A 19,758-nucleotide genomic window follows, 5' to 3' on the forward strand; every position below is an offset into this window, starting at 1 on the left:
GACTTACTTCGGTTGACCTTGAGCATTAAATTGGCGCCAGTAACCCTCTAACTTCAGCTCTTTCAAGGCATTATTTAGATACTTCGGCTCATACCACGTTTTGGTATCGACATCACGACGGATTAAACGAGCGTCTTTGGCAATTTTTAAAGCACTGTCAATTTGTGAATGGTGGAATTCATCGAGCAGCGGTGTAGTACGGTCTTTTAAATTCCAGCCATCCCACGTTTTTTGATAATCCACCAACGGAATGCCACTTTGTGCCCAAAGTTTATATTGCGCGCTACGATTGGCTTCTTGAGAACTCCACTGCGCCTGTTTAATCAGTGTCGTGACGACACGTTGCACCACCTCTGGATATTGTTTTTCAAAGCTTTCTGTCACCCAAAAGTGCGCAATCGGTGATACTTTCGGATCTTTAATTTCTAGTAAAGTTTTCGCCACACCACGCGCTTGCAAACTAAATGGTGAAGTAATCGTGGCATCAATATCACCTGTCGCTAATGCTGTACGTGCCGAATAGGCATCTTGCGAAATCACTCGTAAATCGCGCTCAGTTAAATTGTATTTTGCTAATACGCGGTTAAATACGATCTGGCCATTGGTCCCTTTGAAGACTGAGAATTTTTTGCCTTTGAGATCTGCAAAGGATTTGGCATTTGATCCGGCAGGCACTACCACATAGGTAGGACCAAAACGCCCTGTCGAGAACAACACTTTGGTTTTTAATCCCGTCGAACGTCCAACCAATGAGGGCAAATCGCCATGCAATGCAAAGTCAACTTTGCCATTGGCTAAAGCTTCATTGGTTGCAGGGCCTGCTCCTGGGAAAAAGAGCCAATTCACCTTAATGCCATCTTTTTTAAATTCTTGTTCGAGCACACCTCGTAAATGTGCTGTAGCTACAAAACTACCGCCCACTTTGGGTTTACCCCCCTCACCCGCAGCTGATACTGAAATGCGAATTTCTTTGGGATTGGCAGCATGCAATTGAACGCTTAAACCAAGTGCTGAAAGTGCCAAGAATGTGGCTGCGATTTTTTTAGAGATAATTTTCATTTTAAATGTTCCTTAATGGTTTAAATATTTGAATTAAAAGGTGTACTGAACCTGAGCTTGCAGTTCATTGGTGTCTTTTTGATTTGCCGTTTCGACATCAAACAGGTAGTGATTCAGCTGTAATTGGAATTTTGTGGTTTGCGCAAAAAATAGGTTTAAACCCAAGGAGTGAATGTCATATTCACCAATACGACCGCTCGCGGTGTCGAAATAGTTTGCGTTGTTTTTATTCGGGTTATAGCGGTCAAAACGGTAATAGCCTTGGACTGACTTCGGCCAGAAATCATCAAATTTGGCATTGGATTTAATACTGTTGTAGAACTGATCGCCCAAGGTGTAGAAGGCGGTAAATGTATGCCCTTCCGCTTTGGCTTCTTTGATGTCTTGGGCTATGGTGTCGACATAATCGGTCTTGCCTTGCAGATATTCATAGGTCACACCAAATGGGGCGTGGTTATAATAAATATCGAAACCCAAACGATCACGTTTCGCTGCATTATCAGTGATTCCGCTGGCTGAAATTTTCGATTCACCTTTGATATAAGATGCCCCAAACTTCAACTCACGGAAAATGCTGGCGTAGTCCACTGGCAAGGTGAAAGCCACACGACCGATATAATCTTTGCCGTTGTTGTCATCTGCCTTATTGCTGGCGTTCCCATTGGTCAACCCTAAGGCATACTCAAATAGCGGCGCACGGTAGTTCGATGCAAAGTCGACAAAAGGTTTGGCATCCCCACGGACGATAAATCCATTTTGACGGTTAAACAGTCCTAAAAAGGTCGAAGCTGCAGCGGTACTAATGGTTGGACGCAAATCTTCAGGAGACTGCACATCTAAACCAAAGGGCAATAACTGCTGACCGAGCGTAAAGTTGAGTTTGGCTGTTTCGGGGCCCGCATTGGTGGCAAAAGCGTTATAGCGAACAAAGGCATCCAGTAAGTTAAAGTTACTGTTATTGGTGCCATCATTGCGTTTGCCATAACCAAAGGACAATTGATAATCGAGGTTTTTGCCTTCGTTATAATCCCGGAATAAATTCCCGCGCACACCAATCAGCGCAGTCCCAATATCAAATGTCGATTTGGTTGCACCCAAAACACCCGTTTCATCGAGCGCACTAGCACGTAGTTGAACCGTGCCATACAGGGTTGTATCACGAGTCGATTTGGTGGTTTGACGTTCATATTGACGTGACTGATCGTACTTATAGTTTTCAATATCTGCACGTAAGCCGTCGATATCTTCGGATGTTGCTGTGGTCACTTCTGAAACCTGCGTTTCACCTTCAACATCAGTAGCGTTGGTTGGATCTTCTGTCGTCACCGCGGCCGTTTCGACGACTTGGCTTTTCGTCGTACCAGATTCCACGGCATTTAAGCGTTTTTGCAAACTCTCAATTTGTTGTTTTAAGCTGCTCAGTTCTTGCTGAAGTGCTTCATCCGAAGCAAAACTCAGCTGACTGGTTGCGGATAAAATCAGTCCGACCGCAACGGTTAATGTGGTTTTTTTCATGATTTGGTTTCACTAACATTTTTCCCAAAGCGCAAAATCCCCCAACCCCATGCAAGGTGCATGAAGTGAATGTACTGCGTGGGTTTTTTAAAAATTAATCTGAGTGGTCGTAGGTTTTATTCAACTTATGCACGACCGAAACTCGAAGACAGCTTTTAGAATTTAAGCGCGCATCATCGCGAGTGTCATAGCACAACAACATGCCTGTTGTAGGACACGAAAAGCAGAAAGATATCGATGCGTAAAAATACTCATAAATGTTCCATACAGTGGTGAGTTTTGTTCACTCTAATATGGCAACAACTGTGCCAACATTTTAAGTATTTATTTTTTAAAGTTTTATTATTTAAACCTGATAAATTCTGTTGGTTTTAACACCAAAAAACTGTTGATTATTCAACAGTTGCTTATTTCAAATCATCAGATATCTCCATTTTTATATCTCATTTTATGAAATAAGAAATACGCCTTGGGCTTTCCTTTGGGCATAAAAAAAACCCACTGACGTGGGCTCTTTTCAATCGATTATAATTACTGCTTATTGACCAAATTTAGTCGCCATCGCTGTTAATTTTTGATAACCCGTCGGTAGCAAACGTTGAATTAAATCAATCGCTTTTGCATCATTACCAATCAATAAACGACGCTTATCTTTTTGTACTGCTTCAATGATTTGACGAGCCGCTTCTTCAGGTGGACAACGCAAGAATTTATTAAACGACTGTGCCGATTTTTGCGGGTTCATGCCTAAACTTTTCAAGCTGTCATTCATTTTTGCGGCATTGGCAATATTGGTACGAATCCCGCCCGGATGTACACATAGCGCACTCACACCACAGTTTTCAATATCCAATTCTTGGCGTAAAGATTCGGTAAAACCACGTACTGCAAATTTAGTGGCATTATATGCCGACTGTGTTGGCTGTGCTGTTAAGCCAAACAAGCTGGAAATATTGATGATATGACCTTCACCACTTTGCTTGATATACGGTAAAAACTCTTTGGTGCCATAAACCACACCCCAGAAGTTAATATTGACAATCCACTCCAGCTCATCGTAGCTTGCGCCTTCAACAGTCGTACCCAATGCCACACCCGCATTGTTAAAAATCATATTCACCGAACCATGATCTTTAACGGTCTGTGCTGCCCATGCTTTCATTGCCGCAAGGTCTGACACATCGAGTTTTTGCGTGGTTACACGTACATTGCTGGCTTTCACCAATTCAACGGTTGCCGCAAGACCCTGTTCATTCACATCGCTTAAAGACAGATGACAGCCTTGTTTCGCCAAAAGCACTGCCAATTGCTGACCAATACCTGAACCTGCACCTGTAATGGCAGCCACTTTATTTTTGAAGTTTTTCATTGTGATTCCTTATTCCTTTATGCTGCCGCTTGGCTTTATCACAGCGTGATCTCATTTGCCAATGTGTGCAGTTCGTCGACTTAATATAGTTTTGACAATACATATTGTCAATGTCATCTTAGGACGTGCTAAGCTGTTGAAATCGCCAATGCTTAAACATAGGTTTAAACTGAAATTATTGCTAAAATAAGACAAAATTCTGCTTTAGTTCAGCGTATATTTTCATGACAGATGCAACAAATCACACAGAACAACAACAGGCAAAAAATGTGAAGGAACGTCAATTTAAAGGGCTTTCTCTCAGTGAACGTAAGCAAGCGCGACGTGAAAAACTGATTGAAGCCGGTATAGAAGCCTATGGGACACATGGCTTTTTTTCAGTGACTGTGAAAGATATTTGTTTGGAAGCCAAGCTGACCGAACGCTATTTTTATGAATCATTTAAGAAAAGTGAGCAACTGTTTCAGACCATCTTTTTAAAATTAATCGATGAACTGCAACAAAACGTGATGCAAGCCATCATGCAAGCATCCACCGATTCTAAAAAAATGATTGAAGCGGGTTTAACCGCCCTACTATTAACTTTAAAAAATAATCCCCGTATGGCGCGCATCATTTACATCGATGCTATGTTGGTACAAGAGCTACATAACCAAGCCACAATTCATGAAACCATGATGCGCTTTGACCGTATGATTCATGCCTTTGTCATGCTGATGATGCCGAATATTGATCGTTCAGAACGTGAAATTTCGATGGTCGCAACCGGTCTCAATGGTTATGTCACCCAAATCGCGATTCGCTGGGTCATGAGTGGTTATAAACAACCGATTGACGAAGTTTTATCATCTTGTAGCGTGGTCTTTTTGGCCTTATTGGATGCTTTTTCTGAAAAACCCAGTAAATAAATTTTGGCCTCAACACTGATCTTTACAATTTTTTTGAATGATTTTTTTGTGACAGCAGCATGATGCAAAGCCCATGTTGTTGAATATTTCAGGATTTAAATTGTCACAATTTCTTTCTAAACCCCAATGAAAGATCATTTTTGCAATGATACTGTCATAATTAATCTTTGTAATAAGCCTGTCATAAATATAAAACGGTCTACCGTTTACATAAAATAGGGTATTGCGCTGTGAAAGATGACTATATTTTAATCGTCGACGACGAACTCCCGATTCGGGAAATGATCCATACTTCACTGGATATGGCTGGTTTTCAATGTCAGCAAGCTGAAGATGCCAAACAAGCGCACCAAATGATTGTGGATCAGCGTCCTGCACTGGTTTTATTGGATTGGATGATGCCTGGTGGTGTGAGTGGTGTAGACCTGTGTCGTCGTTTAAAACGCGATGAAAATTTGTCAGAGATTCCAGTCATCATGCTCACTGCGCGCGGTGAAGAAGACCATAAAGTCCAAGGTCTGGACGCGGGCGCAGATGACTACATGACCAAACCCTTTTCCACTCGTGAGTTAGTGTCACGCATTAAAGCGGTGCTGCGTCGCTCAAATGCATTGGGTGGTGAAAAAACCATTGATGCCAATGGTTTAATCCTCGATCCAGTCAGCCAACGTGTCAGCTTTGGTAACACCATTTTAGATATGGGACCGACTGAATATCGTCTATTGGCCTTTTTCATGACTCATCCTGAACGTGCCTATACCCGTGCTCAATTATTAGATCAGGTTTGGGGTGGAAACGTGTATATTGAGGACCGTACCATTGACGTTCATATTCGTCGTTTGCGTAAAGTTCTTGAACCTTTCCAAGCCGATCGTTATGTGCAAACTGTTCGTGGTACAGGTTACCGTTTCTCTACCCGTGCAGACGCTGTGATGGGTTAGTCATTTTAGGTCTTTAATTTTCTATGTACGAACCGTATCCCGTCCCTGAACTTGCCAGTGAACATAAAAAATTCCGTTACAGCAGTTTATGGACTTTTGCCAAGCAGGATTTAAGACTTCTGGCATTCTTCCTGCTCATTGCTGCACTCATCGGCTTTGGTATCGGGTACTTATGGATCTGCATCTTAATTGCCTTTGCAGTGTTCTTTGCATTGCAAATGCGTTCGCTGTACTTGGTTAACGAATGGATTTCAAACCGTCCCTATGATGTCCCGCCGAATTTAGACGGTATTTGGGGGGCTTTGCTCTTTAATGTATACCGTGCGCAGCGCCAAGAACGCATTGTACAAGCTGAAATGGTCGGCCTGATTGACCGCGCTCAATCTTCCTTGGTGGCACTTGCTGAAGCGGTGGTATTGATTGATGAATTACACCAAATCGAATGGTGGAACCCTGCCGCAGAAAAGCTTTTAGGGATTCAACAGCTCGATCAAGGGCGAAATATTTTAAGTATTTTAAGACAGCCCAGTTTTATCGAATACTTTACCAATATCGATTTAGCCCCCGATGGTTTGAAAATGAAATCATCGGTACTTGAAGACCATTATGTGCAAGTCAAATTGACCCGTTTTGGTCGCGAAAGTCGTTTACTGGTGGCCTATGACGTCACCCGCATGCATAACCTTGAGCAGATGCGTAAAGACTTTGTCGATAATATTTCACATGAGCTACGCACTCCGCTCACGGTTTTAAGTGGTTATATCGAAACCTTTACCGATCAGGAAGATTTAAATCCACGTTGGAAACGTGCATTCGATCAAATGCAGTCTCAAACCCGCCGTATGAATGCTTTGGTCAATGACTTGCTATTATTATCTCGTCTGGAAAATGATAAAAAAGTTGCTAAAAATCAAATCATTGAAATGCCCAGCCTAATGAACCAACTGTATGACGATGCACATGCTTACAATGTGGATTATGGGCATACACTGAATCTCGAGATTGATAGTCACTGTGACCTGATCGGATCAGATATGGAATTGGCAAGTGCCTTTAGCAACCTCATCACCAATGCGATTAAATACACCCCGAAAGGAGGTACTGTGACCATTGGTTGGCATGATGATGGTACGCATGGTTATTTTACCGTTGAAGATACCGGTATCGGGATTGACCCGAAACACTTACCCCGTTTGACGGAACGTTTTTATCGTGTGGACAGTGCCCGTAGCCGCCAAACGGGGGGTACAGGTTTAGGTCTAGCCATCGTAAAACATGTTTTGATGCAACATCAGGCACACCTTGAAATTGAATCCAAAGAAAACCGTGGCTCGCTGTTTAAAGTGGTCTTTCCGAAAGAACGCTTATATCACGTAAGCTAAGCAGAATCATCCTGCCGGTCTTGCTGCGCTTCCAACTGTTGTTCTTGTTGTTTGGCACGGCGATATGCAGGACGCTGCTGCATCCGTTGTAAGAAAGACTGAATTTGTGGATATCGCCCTTGTGTTCTGGTCATGAGAGCTTCTAATGGAAACGTCATCTGAATATCCGCAAAGCTAAACGGCCCCGCAAAATATTCATTTTCCGCTAAGTGATTTTCTAAAAACACGATATGTTCTTTTAAACGCGGTCGTACAAAACCTTTTTTGACCCCATCACAAATGCGGCTAGCTATGGGTTTGATGACCCATGGTACATGGCATGGCACATTGCTCATGACCAACTGCATCACCAATAACGGCATCAAAGAACCTTCGGCATAATGCATCCAAAAGCGATATTGTTGTTTTGAATGTTCTGCCTTGGCTGCAAAAAAATCATGCCGATCATACTTTTCTTGTAAATACTCCAAGATCGCTGCAGATTCCACCAAGACCAATCCATCATCCTGCAAAATGGGCGACTTCCCCAAAGGATGGATGGCTTTAAGCTCAGGGGGAGCAGATAAATTTGGCTGTCGCGGATAAAACTGAACCTGATAATCCAGTCCCAATTCCTGCATTGCCCATAAAATACGAAACGAACGAGATTTTTCTAGATGATGTAGCACCCGCATGGGTTCATCTCCTATATGAAGTCTAAAAATTTTCTTATTTCTGGCAGGCCATTATTATTATTTTGAAGTACGTAAATCATAAAAAGTGTCAGATCACTGCTTGGGTCTATATCAAAACAAAATTTTGTACAGTACAGCAGCGACCTGCATTTAAATTAAACTAGAGTGGTTTTAATGTCTACACTGCGCAATAAAGTTTTTGTCACTGGGGTTTTTTCACAAATGGACAAGATTTTTTGCTCTAATTCTGCATCCAAGGGCGTTTGAAAATGCAAACGTCGCTCAACCCATTCAGCACCTTCACGGTTCGCACAAAAGTCTGCCTCGACACGAAACTCACCCAATTGAATTTGTTTATGTGCTGCGTACATGCGCAAGGTAATCATGGTGCATGAAATTAAGGAGGCACACAGTAAATCATACGGTGCTAAACCTAAATCCCCGCCACCAAATGATTCGGGCTTATCGGTAATAAGTTGATGTTTTCCACTCTGAACTTCACCTGACCACGGTGCTTCTAAGGTGTTTACTGTTGCCGTTGCGACGATACCCATAATGACTCCCTCTTGGTTATGCCGCACCATTTTCACCACGGGTACGGCTGTTCATTTTTATTCTCAAGTTAACGTGATGGACGCATTTTATCAGGGAACGCCGGTGCTTCTAGTCGTGGACCATCATAGTCAGGAATAGATCCAAAGCGTTCGTCCTGATTAATCCACTGCTCACGGGCAATATTCAATTCTTCTTGTGTGCGCCCCACAAAATTCCACCACAGCAGAATCGGTGATTCAAAAGGTTCCCCCCCTAATAATAAAACACGACCACCTGCATGCAGATCAATTTTGACTTGGGTTAAGCCCGGCTCAAGTACCACCATATTGTCTTCATTGAGCTCGTGACCATTGACACTGGCAGTCCCTTCGAGGGCCATAAAGCCATATTCAAATTTTGGATTGAGCGGCAAGACGGTACTTTGGCTTTCCTGACTACGCAGATCAACCCCCAATAATTCACTATGTACTTTTACCGGCGATTTAGTCTGTAAAAATTCACCGACCAAGACCGTCAACTCAATCCCGTCTTGTGTCACCACAGGCAATTCTGGGTAATGGTCAAACTGGGGCGCCATATTGATTTTGTCATCTGGCAATGCAATCCAAAGCTGCGCAGCATGCATTTGCGTTTCAGACTCTGGAGCGACTTCAGTATGTGAAATACCATAACCTGCCGTCATGAGATTGACTTGTTTGGGCTGAATTAACTGATGTGTGCCCAAACTGTCGGTATGCATCATGGTGCCATCAATCATCCAGGTAAACGTTTGCAAACCAATATGTGGATGCGGCCCTACATCTAAGCCATCACCTTGAGGAAAATGCACTGGACCGGCATGGTCAAGGAAACACCATGCACCAATCATCCGTTTATGCCGACTCGGTAAAGCACGTTTAATCACTGTGCCTTGACCAATTTCAGCACGGCGCAGTGGAAATTCTTGAATGAACTGATTGACGTATTTTTCACAATCGTCGGAATGAGATATTTCTGTGTAATTGGTATTGGTCATATTCTTACCCTAAATTTGGCTAAGCCGATGCAAGGACTATCGGCTAGAGCTATGCATTTTTTTCCATTATATCTGCATTAACTTAATCTTCTTCAGCTGTCATTAATACGCTGAATCACAGAGATAGGACAATCATTTTTTTGTTGCCTAATATGACATACAGCATAACAGTTATTGATGCTTATTTAGACAACACCCAATGCGAAATTACTTGTTCAAATCACGTGAAATGTAAATTTAAGTAACACAAATTAACACTCACTTTTGACCAAACAATACCAAATAATTCACAAATCATTGAAATAACGTGTTTAATTTTAAATAAAAATAATATAGATTATTTGAGTTACATAAATTTACATATAAACCATGCTCACCCGTCGGTAATCTTGCATGATCAATGAGTATAAGAAAGAATCACGTGCACTGATCCAAAAAGCCTTGAAAGGAACCTTTATTCGCGTTCCTGCTCAATTTCGTCAAGAATTTTTCCACTACCATCGTCGTCAACTTTTTAAATTCTTTTTCCAAGTCAACATCGTTGCACAATTGGCCTATCTCTCTTATGCCATAGCGGATTGGTTTATGTTGCCCGATGTGGGCTTGCTCGCGATAGGCTTAAAAACGGCCTATACCTTACTGATGATGGGCATCACATGGGGCATTTATACATATAGTAAAAGCATTTTACTCTTTGACTTGATGCTTCCCCTATCGATCGTTGGTGCTTCTGCGCTGTGGTTTAGCCTCCTCAATTTATCCAATAGCCCCGATGTGCCGATCTATTTATATGCATCTTTGGTTTTTATTGTGTTAGCCAATTTATGTGTGCAAATCCGCTTTAAGGCTGCTGTGCTCATTTCTCTGTGTATCAGTCTAATCTTGCTGATTGGGGTGTATTTCGCCGTTTCTGGCAATATCCATCAACTGCAACTGTTTATCTTGATCTATTCCCCCGTGTTGTTATTTAGTTTGTATATCAGTTGGAATTCAACACAAAAATCCAGAATTGTTTTTTTACACAGTAAACTCGATCAGTTGAACCGTGAAGCGCTCAATATTATGGCGCATACCGATGTGCTGACTGGCTTAAACAATCGACGTCAATTTATTCAACTTGCCAATTATCATATTCATCATCAGTCCAAACCGTTACAGCCGCTTTCATTACTGATTTTTGATGTCGACAAATTTAAAAATATTAATGATCAGTTTGGGCACTATATTGGTGATCATGTTTTACAACAAATTGCTGAAACGTGCCGACATACCTTACGTAGTCAAGACATCATTGCCCGCTTCGGCGGTGAAGAATTTATAATTCTTTTACCGCAGACACACCTGCGTCAGGCTCAAGACATTGCCGAACGTCTACGACGGGCAATAGCCGATGATTATTTAGAACTTGATACACTACAAAAACTTAAATTTACCGTTTCAATTGGTGTTGCCGAATTTGGTCAAAAAAACCGAGATTTACAAAGTGTAATTCGCATGGCCGATCAGGCACTTTACCAAGCAAAATCTGCAGGACGCAATCAAATTTCAACTTATAAAACAGCAAGTTAATAATATATTTTGTAACATTCAACAGACGATTTTTTATCATCCATTCGAAAAACCCCTAGTTTCAGGTAGATATTTTTGTGTGTTTTTTGTTCATAATTTGTCCTAAGCCATTTATGGAGAAGGGACATGTCTGTTGATGTACGAATGAGTTCTCGGACTAATTCGTCTGCTCAGGAAGTTCGTAAAAATCATACTCATACTTTGAAACTTTCTGAGTGTGATCTTGCCAATCGTGCCGAGATTGAACAAGCCATTGCAGATCCTTTTGCACGTATTCCTACGCAGTTTAGAAACTATTTTCTACAACATCAGTATGCCCATCAGTTACCTTATTTACGTCAAGTGAATTACATGGCGCAGATTACGTTTCTTCTTTATTTCTTTGCTGACATTTTTATTATCCCAGACATGTTCTTTTGGTCAGGTCTTTCTCGAGTGGCCATGATTATTGCTGCCCTATTGGTCAGCTTTTATCTGTTTAAATACAAAAAAGATATTCGTGTGCTCGACATGATCTTACCGATTGGTACTGTCTGTAGCACCGCGATTTGGATTGGCTTATTACTGGCTTCAAATAGCCCAATGGTCTCGTCCTATATCTATGGTGCAGCGATCTTTATCTTGATTGCCAATGTCTGCGTACAAACACAATTTAAGCCAGCCTTGTATTGTTCAGGCCTCATTTCGCTATTGGTCTATTTTGCGGTGAGTCAGCTTTTATCATGGCAAGAAGCACTGATTTTTGTGGTGGTGTCTATTCCTGTTTGGATGATCAGCCTGCATATGAGTTGGAACAATACACTCAATGCACGTCGTCATTTTTTACGTACCCTGCTTGACGACTGGAATATGCATACACTGAAAAATCTTGCGCATACAGATGAGCTCACCCAGTTATATAACCGTCGTCAGTTTGTTCAGTTGGCTGAGCATCGCATCCATGAATGGCCAACGCCTGCAAGTACTTGCTTATTGATGTTTGATGTCGATCATTTTAAACATATTAATGATAATTACGGACATGATGTTGGTGATCAAGTATTGCAATGTATCGCTGAAACCACCCGCAAAGAAATGCGCCAAAAAGATGTCTTGGCTCGTTTTGGTGGTGAAGAATTTATTGTGCTTCTATCTGAAACGCAAATACAGGATGCAATGTTGATCGCGGAACGTATTCGTTTAACGCTTCAAAATCAATCTTTGCTGAATGTCGCAAATCACCCGATCCAATTTACCGTTTCCATTGGTGTTTCACAGCTTAAATCACATAAACAAAATTTAACTGAACTGATTAAGCAAGCGGATATTGCGCTGTATCAGGCAAAAGAAAATGGCCGTAACCGTGTAGAGCGCTATGATTCAAGCATGAAACCGGAACGTAAATCGACAAAGTCATGGCAAAGCTTTACCCATAAAGCAAAGCCCAAAGCTGAACCGAATAATGAAAGCGATAGTAGTTGGTCAATTGTTTATAAATAGAATGTTGAAATAGAAAAAAGGACGCCGAGGCGTCTTTTAAGTTTATTTAAAAACTATCTTCATCAAAACGGTCTTGATCTATTTTATAAATATGGAAACTTCTTTCAATTTGAATACCCAAGCCAAATTCAATCATGAGAGATGTAAGCTTGTCTCCATCAATTAAAACAATGCCTGATTTCTTTGCTGACTCAATTGCTTCTTTACTAAAACAAGAAGTAGTAATAAATACGCCCTTTTTCGCCACTTGATCAGCCAAAGCTCCCTTAAACTGTTGAATGTCAGGGCGCCCCACCGTATTTTCCCAACGTTTAGCTTGAATATATATTTTATCTAAACCTAAACGATCTTCACTGATAATACCGTCAATGCCGCCATCACTGGTTTTACCTATTGCTTGGGCTGCGTCTTGATGTGAACCGCCATAACCCATTATTACCAACAAATCGACAACTAATTGCTCAAAGAATTTGGGTGAATTACTTTTAATTTTATTTAATAGCTCATCTTTAATTGTTTGATTAAGCTCCTTTGATGATTGTTCGATTATTTCTGCAGGCGTTAAATGTTCTGTTTGAATAGATGTAGCATGCTCTTCTATTAGAACTAGATTTTGAATATTTTTATTATGGTTAGAACCAATTTTATAATCAGAAAACCCTTCAAACTGCATCAAATACTGATTAGTTATATTGGATAAGCTGGACAAATCAATAGACCAACCTAAAGTACTTAATTCGCAAAGACCACGTGATGGTTGTTGTATCAAACCTGCTTTAACCAAATATGTTTTCGCCCAGCCAACACGATCATAAAATACTGTTTTTGTACCACTAGATAGCCTTAAATTTAAATCAGCTTCAGATAACCCAGATCTTTCAGCTAAAATTTTTGTGGCAGAACTTAATTTTATTGCCTCTTTTTGTTCTGCTAAAAGTTTCATTAATGGAAGCATCAACTGATCGTATGTAGGCAATGACATTTAACTTGCTCTTTTTAAAATAGTATTTTTCATAATTATAAACAAAAAAAAGGACGCTGAAGCGTCCTTTTTTTTATTAGAAATATTTAGGTTTCCCTAAATAGCCGCAGGCATAGCCTTTGCCGTAATTTAGGCAAGAAACGTTGTTTCTTGAAATCCAAAACTGCCGCGAGCATAGCTCTTGGCGTAAAACTGGCACGAAGCAGTGCTTCGTGAAACCCCAGTTTTACTCCCACTCAATCGTAGCAGGTGGTTTAGACGATACGTCATAAACAACACGAGAAACTTCAGCAATCTCGTTCATGATACGTGTAGAAATCTTGTCTACAAGATCATAAGGAAGGTGTGCAAAACGTGCAGTCATAAAGTCCACAGTTTCTACAGCACGAAGCGCGATTACCCATGCATAACGGCGACCATCACCTACGACACCCACAGATTTCACAGGTTGGAATACAGCAAATGCTTGCGCAGTTTTGTCATACCAGCCGCTTGCGCGAAGTTCTTGCATGAAGATGTCATCTGCTAGACGAAGGATGTCAGCATATTCTTTTTTCACTTCACCAAGGATACGTACACCTAGACCTGGGCCTGGGAATGGATGACGGTAAAGCATTTCAAATGGAAGACCAAGTGTTGTACCTAAACGGCGTACTTCGTCTTTGAACAAATCACGGATTGGCTCAACCAATTCGAATGCTAAATCGTCTGGTAAACCACCCACGTTGTGATGTGATTTAATCACGTGTGCTTTACCTTGTTTGCTTGCCGCAGATTCAATTACGTCTGGGTAAATAGTACCTTGAGCAAGGAAGTTCACACCGTCAAGCTTACGTGCTTCTTCAGCAAAAACTTCAATGAATTCACGACCGATGATTTTACGTTTTTTCTCTGGATCAACTTCACCAGCAAGCGCTGTTAAGAAGCGATTTTCAGCGTCGGCACGAATCACGCGAATACCCATGTTTTTCGCAAACATGTCCATCACTTGCTCGCCTTCGTTCAAACGAAGTAAACCGTTATCTACAAATACACATGTCAATTGGTCGCCAATCGCACGGTGTAAAAGTGCAGCTACAACAGATGAATCTACGCCACCTGAAAGACCCAATAGAACTTTTTGATCACCAATTTGCTCACGCAGTTGTTCTACGCGAAGATCGATAATGTTTTCTGAGTTCCACAAGTTACGGCAACCACATACGCCATGTACGAAGTTAGACAATAACTCAGCACCTTTCGCAGTGTGTGTCACTTCTGGGTGGAATTGGATACCGTAGAAACGACGTTTTTCATCAGAAACCATCGCCACTGGGCAGCTTGGTGTGCTTGCAGTGATTTGGAAACCTTCAGGAATTTGAGTCACTTTATCGCCATGACTCATCCATACTTTTAATTGGTCTTTGGTATCTTCAAGATCACCAATTAAAGCATCACGGACTTTAATATCAACTTCTGCATAACCAAATTCATGCACAGTACCTGGCTCAACTTTACCGCCAAGCTGTTCTGACATGGTTTGTAGACCATAGCAAATACCTAAAACAGGTACACCAAGTTCAAATACAACTTGTGGTGCGCGCGGACTACCTTCTTCATGAACACTTTCTGGACCACCTGAAAGAATGATCCCGTTTGGGTTAAATGCACGAATGTCTTCTTCAGACATATCAAATGCGTACATTTCTGAATAAACACCAGCTTCACGTACACGACGTGCAATAAGCTGACTATATTGAGAACCGAAATCCAAAATCAGGATACGGTCTTCAGTAATTTGGGTATTGGTAGTCATGGCAAACAACTATGCAGGCAACGAATATAAGCGCCGTATTCTAACATTTTTCTTGGACTTTCGCACACTATTCGGACAGGGGCAAAAACCGCAAGCCAAATGATGTTTTTTACAACACATTTCAGGGCTTTATTGATTTGCTTTAAATCAGCGATAGACATGAAAAAAGCGGCTGAACGACGCTTTGATGGATGCTCGGACTCATGATCATTTTATTTTGATTTTTCAATCCAATGATCAAAACTGAATTTACCAGCACCATGCAGCATGAGAAATAATAAGCCGCCAGACATCGCCAAGTTTTTCATAAAGTTAATGCCATCTTCTGCACCGCCATGGAATAAAAATGCAGTGATTAAACTAAATACGGTTAGACCCAGTGCCGCAAAACGCGCTTGAAAACCAAACAATAAAGCTAAGCCACCACCCAACTCGACTAAAATGGTGATCGGAAGTAGCCCTGCCGGCACACCCATTGACTCCATATAACCTGCGGTTGCAGTGTAAGCGGTAATTTTCCCCCAACCTGCCACAATAAAAATATAAGCCATCAAAATACGTGCAACCAGACTGATTACTGCATTGATTTGAGGCTGTTGACTCAGATTTTTCACCACTAGATTTGGATTAAACATACTGAAACCTATTTTTAATACTGTTCAAAAGATGTGCTTAGATTAGGTCGTTTCTTATTCTCTTTAAATATGCTTTTATGATAATCATCATTCCATATATAGAACGATTTTACTGATAATTAATTACGTTTTAATACTGACTTTGCTGCCCCAGACTGATAGCATCAGACCACTATTTTACGCATATAAGCCCCATGGAACTGATTGATTTTATACTACATGTTGATGACCATTTACTCGAGTTCATTACCAATTATGGCGTATGGATTTATGCAATTCTGTTCCTGATTATTTTTGTTGAAACCGGTTTAGTGGTCATGCCCTTTTTACCGGGTGACAGTCTTCTGTTTGCAGCAGGCGCGCTCGCTGCGTCAACAGGTGCCATGGATCCATGGGTTTTGGTGATTTTGCTGTTTATCGCTGCGGTCTTGGGCGACACGCTGAACTACCATATTGGTAAATATATTGGCCCACGTGTCTTTGAAATTGAATCACGCTTCATTAACCGCCAACATTTGGTCAATACGCAAAAATTCTTTGAAAAACACGGTGGTAAAACCATTATTTTTGCCCGCTTTATTCCTTTTGCACGAACCTTCGCGCCTTTTGTGGCAGGTGCAGGCAGCATGAACTACAAGTACTTCCTGACTTTTAACATGATTGGTGCGATTTGTTGGGTCGGTTCATTTATCACTTTGGGCTATTTATTTGGCAATATGCCCATCGTGAAAGATAACTTCACCCATCTGATCTTCGGCATTATTATTATTAGTGTTTTACCAGGTGTAATTGGTTTTATTCGAGCAAAATTAAAGAAATAAACTGATGTGGTGAACGCCTTTAAGCAAAAAAGCGCAAAACCACGGGAAACATACATAAAATCAGCATCAGGGCCGATCCTTTATACAGAAGATCGGCCTTAATTTTTTGGGTCTTACCCGCCAAAATCGTCCGTCCAAATGCCATCCAAAACAATGCAACCGGCAGCAAAACCACACTAAATACAGCAAAAACCAAAATAAAATTTAATGGGCTTGCCCAAGTTTCTATCGGGAAAATACCTGCAGCAAAAAGCAAGGCTTTCGGATTTTTTAATGAGGAAATGAATAATTCACGTGGTTGAATTGAAGGATGTTTTTGATTGTACTGGTGTAAATGCGTCGATTTCCACAAATGAAAAGCCAACCATAAAACATAGGCAATACTGAGAAAATGCAGTAAGTGAATTAAATTCGGCCACACTGGAGCGCTTAAATGAATAATCAACGCCCACAAATTTATGGCATAGAAATAGCCCAATAATTCTGCAGGAATCAGCATGCACGTCTTTGCAATGCCTTGTTGATGTGCAGAGCTTGCCATTAGTGCATTGCTAGGTCCCGGCGTCATCATCACCGCAATCATTGCCAATACAAAAAGCCAACTCTCAATCATAAATACTCAGACAATGTTTCAAAGCGCACACCTTAGCCGAAATGAATTTAAAAAAACAAGTACGCGCTAGGTCAGTTTTATCCTTGTACAAGTCAATGCACTCACGCTGAATGTTCAAGACCAGAAGGAAGTATTAAAATTTACGAATGATATTTAATTTAATTTTTTCATAGATTTAAATATTTTATTGGCTCTAAATAGTGCAGTTTATTTGGCTCAAAAAAAATGCCAGTAGACGCCTCCCCTACTGACAAATTTTATTACACTTTTCTCATAGCACAGGCCTGAGCCCCTGCTCATGATCCGCTTATGATTTTGCTGCGGTAGCCGAATTTGCGCGAACGATAATCGGACAACCTTTAAATTTTGCTGCCTGTACGATCGCTTCTTGCTCACCTAAAACGCGTGAAAGTTCGGTACGTTTAGTATTTGAAGATTGTCCCATATTGACCGAAATACTCGGACCAATGCCCCAACCTCCACGGCTGCCCCAGCCACCACCAAGGCCGACACCCACACCAACGCCTGTACGCTTCGGTGTTTCTACACCATTTTGAATATAGTCGTGGATTCGGTTGTATTCGCTTTGCAATTGTTGGCAACTCAAAGACTGATACTGTGTAGGTGAAACATAGCTTGGTTTAGGCGTACTTGCACATGCACCCAATACAACAGCAGTGAAAGCAACTAGACCACATTTAAGTGCATTCATACTTTTCTCGATACTACTTTTGCTCAATTTCATTGAACAATGATTGATAGGCTTGCGTCAATTTATGATCTGCAGCCAAATGGATTAAAGGTTGATTTTTATGATGAGATTCTTTCATCAGCACCGAAGGCGGTAACATGCTGTCCAATACAGGAAGACCTTCATCTTTGAGTTGTTGTACAACTTCGCGCGGCAACTTCGCCTGTGCCTGAAATTGATTGACCACAATGCCTTCAATTTCCAAATGATCATTATGATCATCCTGCGTTTCTAACACATTTTCGATCAGGGTCTGTAAGGCACGTTTTGAAAATACATCGCAGTCAAATGGAATCAGCACGCGATCTGCTGCAATCAGCGCAGATAAAGTAAAAAAGTTAAAGGCCGGCGGTGTATCAATAAACACTCGATCATATTGACCACTCATCTGCTGCAAAGCATCGCGGAGTTTGTAAATTTTATGCTTAGATTCTAAGGCATGTGCCAACGCGCCCAAATTTGGACTGGCAGGAATCACATCTAAACGTGGATAAGGCGATGCATGCAGATAGCTTTCCAAACCTTTGGCACGACCTTTCAAAATCGAACCGATGGCATTTCCCAACAAACCTTTACTTTGTTGTGTCCCCAAGACTTCTTCAAAATAATTTTCAATATTGGGTTCAAGTGCAGGCTTATCTGCCGAATACGTCGCATCATCCCCCAACAAATATTGACTTGAATTGGCTTGAGGGTCGAGGTCAATCACCAAAGTTTTTAAACCTTGGTGAGCGCTTATCGCAGCTAAATTGACCGTAATACTCGATTTCCCCACACCACCTTTTTGGTTAAATACCACACGCGTACGCATTCAAAACCCTCTAATCTTTGTTTTTCTACTCAAGCCTTGAAATCGGCCATGTGGATAAGCCATTTATCCAAAAACTGGTTTGATTATAACCAATGTAATGATGAAAATAAGTGCAACAGCTGCAATAAATAAGCCCGCACGGCGCTGAACCAATAAAACAGTGTCATCTTTTTTATACGCTTTAGATAAAGAAGACAGCAGCGCTAGAAATAGTACAACTTTGGCATAGAACCATGGCTGCACATCAAAGTTCTTCATAAACAATAAGATAATTCCCGTTACGGCAATTAATGTCATTGAGCCATGTTGCATAGCGACAAAAAACTTCCGCCCTGCCGGATTGGGTAAATTGCCCTGCGTCCCTTTAAACAGCGTAAAAGCACGAATGAAAATGGCAGCGCAGCCTAAAGCCACGCCACACATATGAATAATTTTAATGATTAATTGCGTTTCCATGGCTCACCTTAAGATGACTTTGGTGCATGCGCACATTCAGGGCTAGTGGTGTCTTGACCTTTCCATTCTTCGGGTAAAAACGCATGAATAGCCAAGGCATGAATTTGCCCCGGACTAAGTAAATCACCGGCTGCGGCATAGACTTTTTGATGACGTTGCACCAAACGTAAGCCTGCAAAAGCCTCACTCACGATCACTGCTTTAAAATGCGACTCTTTACCTGGGAAATAACCACCATGACCTGCGGACTCATTCACCACTTCAAGATGTGTAGGCGCTAATGTCTGTAGACGCTCAATTAATTGCTGTTCTAAACTCAAAACGGCTCTCCCAAATTAAAAAAAGGTTCAACTGGTCTTAGTATAGCCTGTATTTGTTCAAGTTCTTGTGTCGCAAAGTTGCTGAAACCGCCTGAATTGCATGATTTC

Annotated in this window: 20 protein-coding genes; 6 read left to right on the plus strand and 14 right to left on the minus strand. The window is 41.3% G+C overall.

The window, feature by feature from the left end:
• Nucleotides 1–3: 3 nt before the first annotated feature.
• The 3 genes from B1202_RS15510 to B1202_RS15520 form a co-directional block, all read right to left on the minus strand.
• Nucleotides 4–1,059 (minus strand): ABC transporter substrate-binding protein, encoded by a 1,056-nt coding sequence (locus B1202_RS15510; protein ID WP_078191500.1) that lies wholly within the window; start codon nucleotides 1,057–1,059, stop codon nucleotides 4–6.
• A 33-nt stretch (nucleotides 1,060–1,092) separates the two neighbouring features.
• A complete protein-coding gene (locus B1202_RS15515) occupies nucleotides 1,093–2,574 on the minus strand; it encodes a carbohydrate porin (RefSeq protein WP_078191501.1) in 1,482 nt (493 codons plus the stop codon).
• 538 nt (nucleotides 2,575–3,112) lie between these two features.
• Nucleotides 3,113–3,943 (minus strand): SDR family NAD(P)-dependent oxidoreductase, encoded by an 831-nt coding sequence (locus B1202_RS15520; protein ID WP_078191502.1) that lies wholly within the window; start codon nucleotides 3,941–3,943, stop codon nucleotides 3,113–3,115.
• Nucleotides 3,944–4,167: 224 nt separating this feature from the next.
• Between B1202_RS15520 and B1202_RS15525 the strand changes: the two genes are divergently transcribed.
• From B1202_RS15525 to phoR, 3 genes are all read left to right on the plus strand, one after another.
• Nucleotides 4,168–4,851, plus strand: a complete 684-nt coding sequence (locus tag B1202_RS15525; RefSeq protein ID WP_078191503.1) for a TetR/AcrR family transcriptional regulator — start codon at nucleotides 4,168–4,170, stop codon at nucleotides 4,849–4,851.
• Between the two features lie 230 nt (nucleotides 4,852–5,081).
• The gene (phoB, locus tag B1202_RS15530; protein WP_078191504.1) at nucleotides 5,082–5,792 is read left to right on the plus strand and encodes a phosphate regulon transcriptional regulator PhoB; all 711 of its coding nucleotides are present in this window, start codon (nucleotides 5,082–5,084) and stop codon (nucleotides 5,790–5,792) included.
• Between the two features lie 23 nt (nucleotides 5,793–5,815).
• Nucleotides 5,816–7,174: a phosphate regulon sensor histidine kinase PhoR gene (gene phoR / locus B1202_RS15535; RefSeq protein WP_078191505.1), complete on the plus strand. Its 1,359-nt coding sequence runs from the start codon at nucleotides 5,816–5,818 to the stop codon at nucleotides 7,172–7,174.
• On the opposite strand, the gene B1202_RS15540 is transcribed toward phoR, so the two are convergent.
• The 3 genes from B1202_RS15540 to B1202_RS15550 form a co-directional block, all read right to left on the minus strand.
• The gene (locus B1202_RS15540) at nucleotides 7,171–7,848 is read right to left on the minus strand and encodes a glutathione S-transferase family protein (protein ID WP_078191506.1); all 678 of its coding nucleotides are present in this window, start codon (nucleotides 7,846–7,848) and stop codon (nucleotides 7,171–7,173) included. The two genes, phoR and B1202_RS15540, sit on opposite strands and share 4 nt — an antisense overlap.
• A 155-nt stretch (nucleotides 7,849–8,003) precedes the next feature.
• On the minus strand, nucleotides 8,004–8,402 hold the full coding sequence (locus tag B1202_RS15545) for an OsmC family protein (protein WP_078191507.1): 399 nt from the start codon (nucleotides 8,400–8,402) through the stop codon (nucleotides 8,004–8,006).
• 68 nt (nucleotides 8,403–8,470) lie between these two features.
• Nucleotides 8,471–9,418: a pirin family protein gene (locus B1202_RS15550; protein ID WP_078191508.1), complete on the minus strand. Its 948-nt coding sequence runs from the start codon at nucleotides 9,416–9,418 to the stop codon at nucleotides 8,471–8,473.
• Between the two features lie 393 nt (nucleotides 9,419–9,811).
• Here B1202_RS15550 and B1202_RS15555 point away from each other — a divergent pair, with 393 nt between their 5' ends.
• Together B1202_RS15555 and B1202_RS15560 are read left to right on the plus strand one after the other, a co-directional pair.
• Nucleotides 9,812–10,987: a GGDEF domain-containing protein gene (locus B1202_RS15555; RefSeq protein ID WP_078191509.1), complete on the plus strand. Its 1,176-nt coding sequence runs from the start codon at nucleotides 9,812–9,814 to the stop codon at nucleotides 10,985–10,987.
• Nucleotides 10,988–11,131: 144 nt separating this feature from the next.
• The gene (locus tag B1202_RS15560; RefSeq protein ID WP_171262679.1) at nucleotides 11,132–12,466 is read left to right on the plus strand and encodes a GGDEF domain-containing protein; all 1,335 of its coding nucleotides are present in this window, start codon (nucleotides 11,132–11,134) and stop codon (nucleotides 12,464–12,466) included.
• A 46-nt stretch (nucleotides 12,467–12,512) separates the two neighbouring features.
• Here the strand turns inward: B1202_RS15560 and B1202_RS15565 are convergent, their stop codons facing one another.
• The 3 genes from B1202_RS15565 to B1202_RS15575 all read right to left on the minus strand — a co-directional run bounded on the left by B1202_RS15565 (nucleotide 12,513) and on the right by B1202_RS15575 (nucleotide 15,878).
• Complete coding sequence (locus B1202_RS15565) at nucleotides 12,513–13,448, minus strand: restriction endonuclease (RefSeq protein WP_078191511.1); 936 nt, start codon at nucleotides 13,446–13,448, stop codon at nucleotides 12,513–12,515.
• A gap of 226 nt (nucleotides 13,449–13,674) precedes the next feature.
• A complete protein-coding gene (gene guaA / locus B1202_RS15570) occupies nucleotides 13,675–15,243 on the minus strand; it encodes a glutamine-hydrolyzing GMP synthase (protein ID WP_078191512.1) in 1,569 nt (522 codons plus the stop codon).
• A 212-nt stretch (nucleotides 15,244–15,455) separates the two neighbouring features.
• Nucleotides 15,456–15,878 (minus strand): DoxX family protein, encoded by a 423-nt coding sequence (locus B1202_RS15575; protein ID WP_078191513.1) that lies wholly within the window; start codon nucleotides 15,876–15,878, stop codon nucleotides 15,456–15,458.
• Between the two features lie 194 nt (nucleotides 15,879–16,072).
• On the opposite strand from B1202_RS15575, the gene B1202_RS15580 reads away from it, so the two are divergent.
• Nucleotides 16,073–16,699, plus strand: a complete 627-nt coding sequence (locus B1202_RS15580) for a DedA family protein (protein ID WP_078191514.1) — start codon at nucleotides 16,073–16,075, stop codon at nucleotides 16,697–16,699.
• Between the two features lie 19 nt (nucleotides 16,700–16,718).
• Here B1202_RS15580 and B1202_RS15585 read toward each other — a convergent pair whose 3' ends face one another.
• From B1202_RS15585 to B1202_RS15605, 5 genes are all read right to left on the minus strand, one after another.
• Nucleotides 16,719–17,312: a LysE family translocator gene (locus B1202_RS15585; RefSeq protein ID WP_078191515.1), complete on the minus strand. Its 594-nt coding sequence runs from the start codon at nucleotides 17,310–17,312 to the stop codon at nucleotides 16,719–16,721.
• 307 nt (nucleotides 17,313–17,619) lie between these two features.
• Entirely contained in the window at nucleotides 17,620–18,024 is a 405-nt protein-coding gene (locus B1202_RS15590) for a hypothetical protein (RefSeq protein ID WP_078191516.1), read from the minus strand.
• A gap of 13 nt (nucleotides 18,025–18,037) precedes the next feature.
• Nucleotides 18,038–18,874 (minus strand): ParA family protein, encoded by an 837-nt coding sequence (locus B1202_RS15595; protein ID WP_078191517.1) that lies wholly within the window; start codon nucleotides 18,872–18,874, stop codon nucleotides 18,038–18,040.
• A gap of 63 nt (nucleotides 18,875–18,937) precedes the next feature.
• Nucleotides 18,938–19,330, minus strand: coding sequence for a SirB2 family protein (locus tag B1202_RS15600; RefSeq protein ID WP_078191518.1), 393 nt, complete (start codon nucleotides 19,328–19,330; stop codon nucleotides 18,938–18,940).
• Nucleotides 19,331–19,338: 8 nt separating this feature from the next.
• Nucleotides 19,339–19,650: a BolA family protein gene (locus B1202_RS15605; protein ID WP_078191519.1), complete on the minus strand. Its 312-nt coding sequence runs from the start codon at nucleotides 19,648–19,650 to the stop codon at nucleotides 19,339–19,341.
• Nucleotides 19,651–19,758: the final 108 nt, after the last annotated feature.

It is taken from the genome of Acinetobacter amyesii, assembly GCF_002018365.1.
Classification (GTDB): domain Bacteria; phylum Pseudomonadota; class Gammaproteobacteria; order Pseudomonadales; family Moraxellaceae; genus Acinetobacter; species Acinetobacter amyesii.

What these genes read in the sequence shown, in the direction of transcription:
- B1202_RS15510 (WP_078191500.1), bottom strand. Translation starts at nt 1,059, where the DNA reads ATGAAAATTATCTCTAAAAAAATCGCAGCCACATTCTTGGCACTTTCA.
- B1202_RS15515 (WP_078191501.1), bottom strand. Translation starts at nt 2,574, where the DNA reads ATGAAAAAAACCACATTAACCGTTGCGGTCGGACTGATTTTATCCGCA.
- B1202_RS15520 (WP_078191502.1), bottom strand. Translation starts at nt 3,943, where the DNA reads ATGAAAAACTTCAAAAATAAAGTGGCTGCCATTACAGGTGCAGGTTCA.
- B1202_RS15525 (WP_078191503.1), top strand. Translation starts at nt 4,168, where the DNA reads ATGACAGATGCAACAAATCACACAGAACAACAACAGGCAAAAAATGTG.
- phoR (WP_078191505.1), top strand. Translation starts at nt 5,816, where the DNA reads ATGTACGAACCGTATCCCGTCCCTGAACTTGCCAGTGAACATAAAAAA.
- B1202_RS15540 (WP_078191506.1), bottom strand. Translation starts at nt 7,848, where the DNA reads ATGCGGGTGCTACATCATCTAGAAAAATCTCGTTCGTTTCGTATTTTA.
- B1202_RS15545 (WP_078191507.1), bottom strand. Translation starts at nt 8,402, where the DNA reads ATGGGTATCGTCGCAACGGCAACAGTAAACACCTTAGAAGCACCGTGG.
- B1202_RS15550 (WP_078191508.1), bottom strand. Translation starts at nt 9,418, where the DNA reads ATGACCAATACCAATTACACAGAAATATCTCATTCCGACGATTGTGAA.
- B1202_RS15555 (WP_078191509.1), top strand. Translation starts at nt 9,812, where the DNA reads ATGATCAATGAGTATAAGAAAGAATCACGTGCACTGATCCAAAAAGCC.
- B1202_RS15560 (WP_171262679.1), top strand. Translation starts at nt 11,132, where the DNA reads ATGAGTTCTCGGACTAATTCGTCTGCTCAGGAAGTTCGTAAAAATCAT.
- B1202_RS15565 (WP_078191511.1), bottom strand. Translation starts at nt 13,448, where the DNA reads ATGTCATTGCCTACATACGATCAGTTGATGCTTCCATTAATGAAACTT.
- guaA (WP_078191512.1), bottom strand. Translation starts at nt 15,243, where the DNA reads ATGACTACCAATACCCAAATTACTGAAGACCGTATCCTGATTTTGGAT.
- B1202_RS15575 (WP_078191513.1), bottom strand. Translation starts at nt 15,878, where the DNA reads ATGTTTAATCCAAATCTAGTGGTGAAAAATCTGAGTCAACAGCCTCAA.
- B1202_RS15580 (WP_078191514.1), top strand. Translation starts at nt 16,073, where the DNA reads ATGGAACTGATTGATTTTATACTACATGTTGATGACCATTTACTCGAG.
- B1202_RS15585 (WP_078191515.1), bottom strand. Translation starts at nt 17,312, where the DNA reads ATGATTGAGAGTTGGCTTTTTGTATTGGCAATGATTGCGGTGATGATG.
- B1202_RS15590 (WP_078191516.1), bottom strand. Translation starts at nt 18,024, where the DNA reads ATGAATGCACTTAAATGTGGTCTAGTTGCTTTCACTGCTGTTGTATTG.
- B1202_RS15595 (WP_078191517.1), bottom strand. Translation starts at nt 18,874, where the DNA reads ATGCGTACGCGTGTGGTATTTAACCAAAAAGGTGGTGTGGGGAAATCG.
- B1202_RS15600 (WP_078191518.1), bottom strand. Translation starts at nt 19,330, where the DNA reads ATGGAAACGCAATTAATCATTAAAATTATTCATATGTGTGGCGTGGCT.